The 11078-nt window shown below is 72.0% G+C and carries 8 protein-coding genes; 2 read left to right on the top strand and 6 right to left on the bottom strand.

The features are described 5' to 3' along the window. Positions 1-15 precede the first annotated feature (15 nt). The 6 genes from HHX33_RS17425 to asnB are packed head-to-tail and all read right to left on the bottom strand — an operon-like array spanning position 16 to position 7840. Positions 16-711 (bottom strand): class I SAM-dependent methyltransferase, encoded by a 696-nt coding sequence (locus HHX33_RS17425; RefSeq protein WP_111701096.1) that lies wholly within the window; start codon positions 709-711, stop codon positions 16-18. Positions 712-739: 28 nt separating this feature from the next. Further along, complete coding sequence (locus tag HHX33_RS17420; RefSeq protein WP_182875527.1) at positions 740-2107, bottom strand: hypothetical protein; 1368 nt, start codon at positions 2105-2107, stop codon at positions 740-742. Between the two features lie 29 nt (positions 2108-2136). After that, positions 2137-3396 carry an ATP-grasp domain-containing protein gene (locus tag HHX33_RS17415; RefSeq protein ID WP_182875526.1) on the bottom strand — a complete coding sequence of 420 codons (1260 nt, stop codon included), beginning with the start codon at positions 3394-3396 and terminating at the stop codon, positions 2137-2139. Further along, the gene (locus HHX33_RS17410) at positions 3393-5096 is read right to left on the bottom strand and encodes a GMC family oxidoreductase (RefSeq protein WP_182875525.1); all 1704 of its coding nucleotides are present in this window, start codon (positions 5094-5096) and stop codon (positions 3393-3395) included. Before HHX33_RS17410 ends, HHX33_RS17415 begins: the two co-directional genes overlap by 4 nt. Continuing rightward, a complete protein-coding gene (locus tag HHX33_RS17405) occupies positions 5093-5971 on the bottom strand; it encodes a TauD/TfdA dioxygenase family protein (RefSeq protein ID WP_111701092.1) in 879 nt (292 codons plus the stop codon). The genes HHX33_RS17410 and HHX33_RS17405 overlap by 4 nt, the downstream gene beginning before the upstream one ends. 48 nt (positions 5972-6019) lie before the next feature. After that, positions 6020-7840 carry an asparagine synthase (glutamine-hydrolyzing) gene (gene asnB / locus HHX33_RS17400; protein ID WP_182875523.1) on the bottom strand — a complete coding sequence of 607 codons (1821 nt, stop codon included), beginning with the start codon at positions 7838-7840 and terminating at the stop codon, positions 6020-6022. Between the two features lie 514 nt (positions 7841-8354). Between asnB and HHX33_RS17395 the strand changes: the two genes are divergently transcribed. Both HHX33_RS17395 and HHX33_RS17390 read left to right on the top strand, forming a co-directional pair. Next, complete coding sequence (locus HHX33_RS17395) at positions 8355-9611, top strand: ATP-grasp domain-containing protein (RefSeq protein WP_182875521.1); 1257 nt, start codon at positions 8355-8357, stop codon at positions 9609-9611. A gap of 172 nt (positions 9612-9783) precedes the next feature. Further along, positions 9784-11067 carry an MFS transporter gene (locus HHX33_RS17390; RefSeq protein ID WP_182875520.1) on the top strand — a complete coding sequence of 428 codons (1284 nt, stop codon included), beginning with the start codon at positions 9784-9786 and terminating at the stop codon, positions 11065-11067. The last annotated feature ends 11 nt before the right edge of the window (positions 11068-11078 follow it).

Here is an 11078-nt window from a genome sequence, read left to right as displayed (position 1 = left end):
GCTGGTCCTCCTCGGTCACGGCACCCGCGCGACGCATATGGTGCGGTTGCGCATGCCGCTGATGGGCCGCAGATAGGGGAAGTAGTAGCTCTCCAGCGGCTCGAACCCGAACGACGACAGGGTGTCCTGGAGGTAGTCCTTCGAGACGAACCAGAAGCCCTCGACCCGCTCGTGCGGCGCGAAGGCGACGTGCCGGTCGCGCGGCGCGTCGTTGGAGAAGACCAGGCGCGTCCCGGACCGCAGGCCCAGGCTCTCCAGCTTGCCGAGGGCGGGCCGCAGTTCCTCCACGGGGTCGAAGAGGTGGCCGAGCAGGCCGTCGGCGTAGACCGCCTCGGCGTCGCCCACGTCGGCCGCCGTCAGCGCGAAGTAGTCCGCGGTGAAGGCGTCGACGCCCTTCTGCCGGGTCAGCCGCACCGCCTCCTCGTTGTAGTCCATCGCCCTGACCTTCCGCTCGCAGTGCACGAGGTCGGCCTCGACGAACCCGTTGCCGCAGCCGAGGGAGAAGACGCCGGAGCCGTCCGCGGTCAGCGACAGGATCTTGAGGACCATGTGCGAGCGGTATTCGGGGACGTACGTGGAGGGGGTGATGGAGTCGTTGTACGCGCCGCCGCTCTCCCATATGTCGTAGATGGTGGCTTCGGCCCCGCCGACCTCGCGCTGCGTGCAGTAGTACTCGCGCACCGCGTCGAGCGCCTGTCGGGTCTGGGTCATGTGCGTTCTCCTTGGTCAGGCGTCCTGGTCAGGCGTCGCCGTGGGCGTGGAGGTGCTCCTGCAGGTAGTCGACGGAACGGAGGGGACGCGAGCGCATCTCCTCGATCAGGGGCAGCAGCGGCGCGGGGTTCGCCGGGCCGTAGGCGCCGTACAGCGCGACGGCGGGCTCGCCCCGGCCGGCGAGCAGCGCGTCCGCGAGGACCCGGGCCAGCGAGCGCAGCCCCGCCAGGACGACCTCCGGGTCGCCCTTCAGGCGGCCGTCCTCCAGGGCGAGCGCGCCCAGCTGGACGAAGTACGACAACTGGAGGAACATGCCGTCGCTGTCGGGGAAGTGGCCGAGCCCGCGGTCGACGTACCGCAGGCACTCCCCCAGGTAGTAGGCGACGGCGTCGGCGCCGGACAGGTCCATGCGGGGCGCCCACACGTCGGCGAGGATCAGGATGCCGAAGACGTCGGCCGCGACCTCCTGGAGGACGACCGACGCCCAGCGGTCGGCGGCGTTCAGCTCCTTGTAGGCGGTGGCCGGTCGGCGCACGCTGTGCCCCAGCTCGTGGCCGAACACGCCGAGCGCCGGGATCCGCGCGAAGCGCTCCCCGCCCGGCTCGTACGGCTCGCCCAGGTCGAGGTGCCGCGCCGCGAGCGGCGCGGAGAAGCCCTCGACCATGGCCCGGTGGGTGTTGCCGAAGTAGTAGGTCTTCTTGAACGGCGAGCGCTTCACCCCCTCGTCCTCCGGGAGGAAGTAGGCGATGTGCTTCGGGTGGAGGGCGCCCTCCCCGGCCATGAAGAACAGCCGGGTCGCCGCGAACGCCGGCACGTCGCCGAGCCGCAGGTCGGCGTGCAGCCGGGCGAGATACTTCGCGACGTCCTCCTGGTACGTCAGGGCCTCCGACACGTCGGCCTGGCGGTCCGGATCGCGACGGCAGGCGAACGCGGTCGGCAGCCCCCGCAGGTCCTTGCCGTACCAGGTGGAGATCTGGCCGGCGACGACCGCGACGTCCTCCTCGACGCCGACGAGCTCCTGGAGGATGTCGTCGGTGTAGCCGTGCTGGACGGCGTCCGCCCGCAGGGCGAGCGCCCGGCGGTCCACCTCCCCGGGCAGGTGCCCGCCGATCCGGCGCATCGCCTCGGCGACGGGCAGCGGGTCGGGGAGCCGGGTCCGGGCGGGCGCGCCCACGGTCTTGACGGTGCGCCACTCGTCCTCCACGGCCGCGCCGAGCGCGGCCAGGTCGCGGAGGAAGGCCGGCCCGAGGGCGGGGGCGGCGTCCGCGAGGTCGAGCCGCCGCAGTTCGTAGCGGTCGGACGGCGGCCAGAAGGCGTTGCGATGGTCGCCGTAGGTCGTCGCCCTGGCGAGGTTGGCCGTGTAGTCGAAGCGATCAGCGGGGGGCTGTCCGGTCACCGTTGCACTCCCATCCTTTGTCTGCCGCGTCAGCCGGTGGTGAAGAGCCGGCCCTCGCGCTCCCATCGCCGTACGGTCTGGTAGTCGGCCTGCAGGACCTCGGGGTCCGGATGACTCATGAAGACGATGCCGGGGCTCGAGTAGAGGTCGGTGGTCCGCGTGACGGTGTCACCGGCCCTCGGCGCCTTCTGGATCCAGGTGGTGCTCTCCAGGGTTCCCAGCAGTTCCTCGTAGTGGGACCGGGTCACCGTCCCCGACTGGGCCGAGATGAACTGGACCTGCCACAGCGGGGCGTGCAGCCCCTTCTGCTCGTCGGCGAGCCGCGCGGCGAACGGCTCGCCCTCGACAACCAGGCGGGCGGCCAGGTCGAGCATGCTCGCGCCCACCGCGTGGTTGGCGGCGGGCCGGTTGAGCCCGCCGGACAGGCGCGAGGCGCACTCGATGAGGACCGGCCCCCGGTCGGTGACCATCAGTTCGGTGTGGTGGGCGCCGTACCGCACGCCCAGGGCGTCGAGGACCGCCTTCACGTAGTCGACGATCCGCTTCATCTCCGGGTCGACCGGGTCGAACAGGACGCTGCGGTCGTAGATCAGGCCCGCGCCGGGCACCGGCACCTTGTCGGTCCGCCAGATCTCGGTGACAACGTGCCGCCCGTTCCCGCTGATCCCGTTGATGAAGTACTCCTGGCCCGACAGCAGCCGCTGCGCGAGCACGGCGTCGTTGCGCTCGCCGAGCTGGTTCACCGCGCCGTGCAGGCGGTGGAAGACCTCCTCCAGCTCGCCCTCGTCGGCGCAGAAGGTCACGGAGTCGGTGCCGGCGCTCGCCGGCGGCTTCACGACGACGGGCCAGGCGCCGGCCTTCGCCCAGGCGAGCAGCCCGCCGAGGTCGTGCGCCAGGTAGTGGTCCATGGCGGGCAGGCCCGCGCCGATCAGGCGGTTGTGCATCTCGTACTTGTCGCGCCGGGCGGCGCTGGACGACGGGTCGTTGCCCGGCAGGCCGAGCGCGGCCGCCAGGAGGTCGGCGACGATCACGCCGCTCTCCGTGCCCGGCAGCACGGCGGCGGGCCGGTACGCGCCGACCTCGCGGGCGAGGGCCTCGATGTCCCCGTCGTTGCCGAACTCGGCGAGGTAGTCGCCGGGCCGGTAGGTGGCCCGGAAGTACTCGGGCAGGCTCTCCGACGCCCGCACGTGCACGCAGTCCCAGCCGTGCTCCGCCATCACCCCCGGCAGCTGCGAGCCGGACGAGTAGCCGTCGACGATGACCAGGACCTGCCGTGGTGACGTGCTCATGTGGTGTCCTTCGTGACGTGGGGGCCGGTGCCCGGGCGCTCCTCCGCCGCGCTCTCGCGCTCGTAGGCCGCGCTCTCGCGCTCGTAGGCGGCGTGCGGGCCGCCGCGCCCGTGGTCGGCCAGGATCATCGCCGCGCCCTTCTCGGCGATCATCAGGCTCGCGGCGTTCGTGTTGCCGGAGACCAGCGTCGGCATGACGGACGCGTCCACCACCCGCAGCCCCTCCACGCCGTGCACGCGCAGCCGGTGGTCGACCACCGCCATGGGGTCGTCGCCCATCCGGCAGGTGCCGGCGGGGTGATAGGAGGTGTCGCCGTGGGCGCGGGCGTAGGCGAGCAGTTCGTCGTCGGTCCGCACGCCGCTCCCCGGCGTCAGCTCGTCGCCCCGGTACGGGTCGAGCACCGGACTCTCCACGATCTCCCTGGCGATCCTGATCCCGGCGACGAGGCGGGAGCGATCCATGCCGGACTCCAGGAAGCGCGGGCGGATCTCGGGCGGGGCCAGCGGGTCGCGCGAGCGGACGTGGATGGAGCCGGACGACTCCGGGCGCAGCGGGTAGACGCCGAGCGTCATGCCGGGAGCGGTGTCGAGCCGCCTGCTCGACCCGGGGCCGTAGCTGGCCGGCGCGAAGTGGAACTGGATGTCCGGCCGCGTCTCGTCCGGCGAGGAGCGGACGAAGCCGAAGCCGAGCGCGATCGGCAGGCTGAGCAGGCCCCGGCGGGAGGTCAGGTAGGTGGCGACCTCCCGCGCCAGCGCGAGCCCGCGGCTGCGCTCGTTGAACGTGATCGGCCGCCGCACCCGCCACCGCAGGCGGGCCGCGAAGTGGTCGCGGAAGTTCTCGCCGACGCCCGGCAGGTGGTGCACGACCGGGATGCCGAGGCCGCCGAGCACGTCGCGGGAGCCGATCCCGGAGAGCTCAAGGAGCTGGGGCGACTGAACCGCGCCGGCGCTGACGATCACCTCCTTGGCGCAGTCGGCCCGCTCCGTCTCGCCGTCCCGCACGTACGTCACGCCGGTGCAGCGGGTGCCGTCGAACCGCAGGCCCGTGACGTGGGCCCGGGTGAGGAGGGTGAGGTTCGGCCGGAGCCGGGCGAGCTTCAGGTAGGTTCCCAGGGCCGACGACCGCCGTCCGCCGTCGTGGTTGACCTGGTAGTAGCCGAAGCCCTCCTGGTCTCCGGAGTTGTAGTCGGGGTTGGCGGGATAGCCCGCCTTGGCCGCCGCGGCGAGGAAGACGTCGCACAGTTCGTCGCGGTCGCGCGGCGGGCCGACGGCGATCAGCCCGTCCCGGCCGCGCGTCTCCCCGCCGATCCCGGTCACGCGCTCCAGGCTGCGGAAGTACGGCAGGACGCCGGCCCAGGACCAGCCCGGGTTGCCGAGCCGCGCCCAGTCGTCGTAGTCCTCCGCCTGGCCCCGTACGTAGATCATGCCGTTGATCGCGTTCGAGCCGCCGAGCAGGCGCCCGCGCGGGATGCGCACGCTGCGGCCGTCGATGGTGGGGTCGGGCGCGGTCTCGAAGCACCAGTCGTACCTGGGGTTGCCCATCAGGATGGTCTCGGCGGCGGGGATCGACAGCAGCGGGCTGCGCCGCTCGTGCCCCGCCTCCAGGAGGAGCACGCTGACGGACGGGTCCTCGGTCAGCCGGCCGGCGAGCACGCAGCCCGCCGCCCCGGCCCCGACGATCACGAAGTCGTACGTCTTCATGAGGCGATGGCCTCGCCGACCGGCACCGGGCTGCCGGTGGACAGGTGACCGGCGATCGTCGTGCGGTGCATGAGGCGGCGATACGCCTCGTAGTCGTAGGGGGTGGCCCGGTGCATCGCGCTGCGGTTGTCCCACAGCAGGATGTCGCCCGGCTGCCACCTGTGGCAGTAGGTGAAGCGCGGCTGGACCGAGAACTCCTGCAGGAAGGTGACGAGCGGGGCGCTCTCGGCCTCCGGCATCCCCTCGATGCGCCACGGGACGTTGCCGCCGCTGTAGAGGGCGTTGCGGCCGCTCACCTCGTGCCGGCGCACGATCGGGTGGCGCATGTCCACCCACGCCGCCCGCTCCTCCGGCGTCGGCGCCGGACGGTCGGGATAGTTGTACGGCCGCGACTGCACCCGGCTGATGACGACCTTGAGGTCGTCGATCCGTTCCTTCATGGCGGCCGGCAGGGCGTCGTACGCCGCCATCATGTTGGCGAACCAGGTGTCGCCGCCCTCCGGCGGGACCTCGATCGCGTAGAGCATCGTCCCGGCCGGCGGGTCGGAGAGGTAGTGGCCGTCGCTGTGCCAGACGCGGCCGCTGTAGGCCGACCCGATGGGCTTGCCGTCCCGGGTGATGTTCGACAGCACGAGGATCTCGGGGTGCTCGGGCTCGTTGAACTCCGAGCGGGTGTAGGTCGTGATCTCACCGAAACGCCTGGTGAGCGCGATCTGCTGCTCCGGGGTCATCTTCTGGCCGCGGAACAGCAGGAGGCAGGTGTCGATCCAGGCCTGGTAGATGCGGTCGAAGTCGCGGGCCGATATGTCGCCGGTGACGTCGACGCCGCGGACCTCCGTGCCGATGGAGTCGGTGATGGGGACCAGTTCGAGCATGGCGCAGCTCCCTCGGTGTTGCCTGCGTTCACATCGCTACGGCGCTCGTCAGCCGAGCGACACCTGGTAGTCCTCGATCCACCTGCGCATCTCGACGAGCTGGATGAGCATGTGCGGCGCGCTCGTCCCGCCGGGCAGGTCCGGCCGGAGCCGGTCGGCGGCGATCCCGCGGATGAACTCCGCGAGGCGCGGCCGGTCGAACATCCGGCCGATCGGAGAGCGCTCGTCGCTCACGATCCAGGTCGCCTCCTCGATGAGCGCGTGGTCGTATTCCGGGTTGTGCACATGGGGATAGGCGCTCTTCCGCCGGTTCAGGGTGCCGGGTGGCAGGACGTCGGCCATGGCCGCCTTCAGCAGGCCCTTCAGCCCGCCCCGGGACTTCATCGACCAGGGCACGTTCCAGACGTACTCGATGAGCCGGTGGTCGCAGAACGGGATGCGCACCTCCAGGCCGGACGCCATGCTCATCCGTTCCTTGCGGTCGAGGACTACCGCGAGCGGCCCGGACATGCCCAGGTGGAGCACCTCTCGCATGCGCGCGTTCTCCGGGTCCTCGCCGGGCAGCCGCGGCACCTCCGAGAGGAGCTGGGAGAGCCGGGCGCGCTCGTCCTCCACGGGGTCGGCCATCTCCCGCATCTCCGGCGAGAGGTAGTCGGCGAGCCGGGGGCCGTCGCCCATCCACGGAAAACCGTCGCGGTTGACGAGTTCCGGCTTGAAGAAGTACGGATAGCCGCCGAAGATCTCGTCGGCGGCCTCGCCGGACATCGCGACCGGGCCGATCTCCCGCATCTCGCGGAAGAGCAGGTACATCGAGACGTCGAACTGCCCCCAGCCCGGCAGGTCGCGGGCGCGGCGGGTGGCCGGGACGGCGTCCAGCAGGTCGCGCAGGCCGACGGTGACGGTGTGGTGGCGGCTCCCCATGAAGTCGGCCGCGTCCGCCGCGTACGGCGCGTCCACCTCGGGCCGCAGCTCGGTCGGGGAGAAGTGCGCGGAGTCGCTCTCGAACCGGACGCAGAAGGTGTCGAGACTCCTGCCGTCCCGGGCCGCCAGGGCGCGGACGGCGAGCGCCGCGACCGAGGTCGAGTCGACGCCGCCCGACAGCATGGCGGCGCACGGCCCCGAGGCGGGAACCTGCCGGCCGACCGCGTCCTCAAGGAGTTCGCGCACGTGGCGGGTGGTCTCCTCGAACGAGTGCCGATGCGGCTCGCTGGACAGCCGCCAGTAGCGGCGCGGCGACGGCCCGTCCTCCGACCAGATGACGACGTGGCCGGGCGGGACCTCGCGCAGCCCGGCCAGCGGCGTCTCGCCGGGCAGGGTGAGGCGCGGCTGCAGGACGATCGGGAGGGCCGCCGGGTCGAGGCGCGCCTCGAACAGCGGGTTGGCCATGATGCCCTTCGGCTCCGAGGCGAGCAGGATGCCGCCCGGGTACGCGAAGTAGTACAGGGGCTTGAGGCCCATGCGGTCGCGGCCCAGCAGCAGCCGCCGCGACCTGCCGTCCCAGACGGCGAAGGCGCCCATCCCGTCGAGCCGTTCGGCGAGCCGGTCGCCCCAGCGGAGGTAGGAGCGCAGCAGCACCTCTTCGGAGGATCCCCCGCCGAGGTCGGCCGCGTTGTAGATCTCACCGGCGTGGACGACGGCCACCGTCTCGCCGCCGATCTCCGCCGTCAGGGGCTGGGCGTCACCGCCCGCCGCGCCGCCCGCCGTGTCGCCCACGGCGAGCCTCCGGTGCCCGAGCGCCGCGTGCCGCGACAGCCAGAGCCCCTTCGCGTCGGGACCGCGGTGCTGCATGGTGTCGGCCATCGCGTGGAGGACGTCTTCCTGTGCGCCGAGGTCGCGCCTGAAATCCATCCAGCCAACGAATCCACTCAATCGATGTTTCCTTACTCGTCAATTCGCGGGCGAATACCGGCCGTTAACACGGCCGGCGGTTAACCGGAATATAGAGACACCGTGCAGGCGGAAAGAGCGATCGGATAGCGGAGCGAGAATTGCCGGAAATATCGTCGACCAATAACCTGCCGACGACGATGAATCGCCGGCCGCGGCCAGTGGACATCTGTTCATCACGCAAAACGATGACGCCGTTCGGAAGTATACGTACCGGACAAGCGGCCGCAATAGACCTTCGAAGTGACGCACGTCACACAGACTCCTCACAATGCCGATAATTGGATGGTGAGGTTTCCGTTCGGCCGGACGGCCCTTTGAGGGCCGGACATCGCGGCTGCTCAGAACCCGGTTGTGAGATTTATTACGGTCCTATCGGAAGCGGAAATTCGACGGTTATTCTCCGGGTACGTATCGTCCTCGTATCGTGGGCTTCGCGGATAACACTCCGGTGGTGTCCGCGCGCCCGCCGACGCCGCTACCACAGGGAGAAGACATGGCGAACTCCGACGGAGTGCTCCTTGTCATGGCAAGTGGGTTTCCGCACTACAGGGAGTACCTTCTGGCCTCGATCGCGCAGCGCGGCGGGCCGGTCTGGCTCTTCGAGACGGAACGGCCCTCCTGGCAGACCCCGTACATCGCGGGCAGCACCGTCGTCGACGTCTTCGATCCGGAGGCGGTCGTCGCAGCGGCCCGGCAGCTGGCCGCGCGGACACCGGTCCGCGGCGTGATCAGCTACCACGAGGCGGTGATCGAGGCCGCCGCCCGGGTAGCGGCCGCGCTCGGCCTCCCCGGGCCCTCCCCCGAGGCCGTGACCGCCGTACGCGACAAGCCGACGACGCGGCGGCTGCTCGACCGGGCGGGGATCAGGCAGCCCCGGCACGCGCTCGTCGCGACCCCGGAGGAGGCCGCGGCGGCGGCCGGGCGCATCGGGTTCCCCCTGGTGGCCAAGCCCCGGGGCCTCGGCGCGAGCCAGGGGGTGGTGAAGGTCGCCGGCGAGGCCGAGCTCGGCTGGGCGGTCGGCGTCAGCCGTACGGCACGCCAGAGCGGGATGCCCGGCCACGACGAGATCCTGCTGGAACAGTTCCTCGCCGGGCCCGAGATCAGCGTCGACGCGGCGGTCCACGACGGCGAGTACCTGCCCTACCTGGTCGCCCGCAAGCGCCTGGGCGGCGAGCCGTACTTCGAGGAGACCGGGCACGTCGTGCTGGCCGACGAGCCGCTGCTTCGGGACGCGGACCTGCTGCGGCTGCTGGCGGACACGCACCGCGCCCTCGGCTACACCCACGGCACTACGCACACCGAGGTCAAGCTGACCTCCGAGGGCTACGCGCTGATCGAGGTGAACGGCCGGCTCGGCGGCGATCTCATCCCCTATCTCGGGCTGCTGGCCAACGGCGTCGACTCCGGGGTGGTCGCGGCCGACCTCGCCCTGGGGGTGCGGCCCGACGTGACCGCGCACGGCGCCGGCGCGGTCGGCATCCGGTTCCTCTATCCGCCGGAGACCTGCGTGGCGCGGCGGGTGGAGATGCCCGAGCCCGATCCCGAGGCTGGATTGCTGGCGTCGGTGGCGGTCGCCGGCCCGGGGACACCGCTGATCCTGCCGCCCGACGGCGCCATCGCCCGGTACGGCTTCCTCATCGCCCGCGGCCGTACGGCGGAGGAGTGCGACGAGGTGCTCGACCGGGCCGAGCGGGCCGCGCGGTTCGAGGGCGACCCCCCGCACGCCGCCCGGAAGGTCGTCTCCGTCTGAGAGGCGACACAGCCCGTCCCGGCAGGCGGCTGGTCGGGCTCCGGGAGCGGCCCATGGCGGCGCCGCCCCGGCGCGGGGAAGGCCCGGGCCGTCTCGCGCGGGAGCACGCCCAGCCGAGAGAACCCGTCCTGCCGGGAGAGCCCGTCCGGTGGAGAGAGCGAGGAGTGAGGACGTGTCCGAGGACCAGCCCCCCGTCGCGGCGCCGCGGGAGGACGAGCGCGCCGGCGTGCTGCGGACCCTCCGCGAACTGCCCCCTCCCGTGCTCGCCCTCCTCTGCGGGATCGCCGTCAACCGGATGGGCAGCTTCGTCTCGCTCTTCCTGGTGCTCTACGTCACCGGGCTCGGCTACCGCCCGGCCGAGGCGGGCGGCGCGCTCACGGCGTTCGGCCTCGGCTCGATCGCCGGGGTGGTGACGGGCGGCGCCGCGACCGACAGGTTCGGGGCGCGGAACGTGATCGTCGCCTCGATGGCGCTGTCCGGCGTGGGCGTCGGCGCCGTCGGCTTCGTGACCGGCTACCTGCCGCTGCTGGGGATCAGCCTGGCGATCGGCGCGGTCACCCAGCTCTACCGGCCCGCCTCCACGACGATGCTGTCGGAGCTGACCCCGCCGCGCCGGCTGGTGATCACCATGGCGGCGAGCCGCCTGGGGCTCAACGTCGGCGCGACCCTCGCCCCGCTGCTGGGCGTGTGGCTGACCGGATTCGGCTACCGCGCGGTCTTCCTCGCGGACGCGATCACTAGTGTCGTCTTCGCGGTGGCGGCGATGTTCGTACTGCCCGGAGGCCGGCCCGGGCGCGAGGCGGCGGAGGCCGTCCGGCACGAGGACGGGACGCGCGGCGGCTACCGCGCGGTCCTACGGGACCGCCGTTATCTCCTCGTCCTCGCCGCGATGTTCGCGACGGCCCTCGCCGAGGTGCAGTATCAGGCCGTCCTCCCCCTGGAGATCAGGGACCGGGGCCTGCCCACCGCGGTTTACGGCGCCGTCGTCGCCCTGAACGGCGCCCTGGTCATCCTGCTCGAACTGCCGCTGACCCCGTACGTCCAGAGGCTGCCGATGCGGACGGCGATCTCGGTGGGGACGCTGCTGATCGGCGGGGGGCTCGCGTTGGCCGGCGTCTCGGCCGGCGTCTGGCTGCTCTTCGCCGGCGCGCTGATCTGGACCATGGGCGAGATCGTCAGCGCGCCGTCGTCGAACGCCTATCCGGCGCTGGCCGCGCCGGGACACCTGCGCAGCCGTTACATCGGCGCCTTCGCCGCCTGCCACACCATCGGGTACGCGGTGGGACCCGCCGTGGGCACGGCGCTCTTCCAGTACGACGGCGCGCTCGTCTGGCTCATGTGCGCCGGGCTCGGCGTGGCCGGGTTCTTCGGCATGTGGTTCGGGGTCCGCGCGCCGGCCCACGAAACCGCCCCCGCCGCGCGGGCGACGCCCCGGCCCGCCACCGACCTCAACTGACGAGGACCTTG

The organism is Microbispora sp. H10670, from assembly GCF_014161385.1.
Classification (GTDB): Bacteria; Actinomycetota; Actinomycetes; order Streptosporangiales; family Streptosporangiaceae; genus Microbispora; species Microbispora triticiradicis.
The sequence above is the reverse complement of the archived record's forward strand: the minus strand, read 5'-3'. Positions and strand labels throughout refer to the sequence as shown.

Coding starts and splice junctions, on each gene's coding strand:
- HHX33_RS17405 (WP_111701092.1), bottom strand. CDS start 5,971: ATGCTCGAACTGGTCCCCATCACCGACTCCATCGGCACGGAGGTCCGC.
- HHX33_RS17410 (WP_182875525.1), bottom strand. CDS start 5,096: ATGAAGACGTACGACTTCGTGATCGTCGGGGCCGGGGCGGCGGGCTGC.
- HHX33_RS17425 (WP_111701096.1), bottom strand. CDS start 711: ATGACCCAGACCCGACAGGCGCTCGACGCGGTGCGCGAGTACTACTGC.
- HHX33_RS17395 (WP_182875521.1), top strand. CDS start 8,355: ATGGCGAACTCCGACGGAGTGCTCCTTGTCATGGCAAGTGGGTTTCCG.
- HHX33_RS17415 (WP_182875526.1), bottom strand. CDS start 3,396: ATGAGCACGTCACCACGGCAGGTCCTGGTCATCGTCGACGGCTACTCG.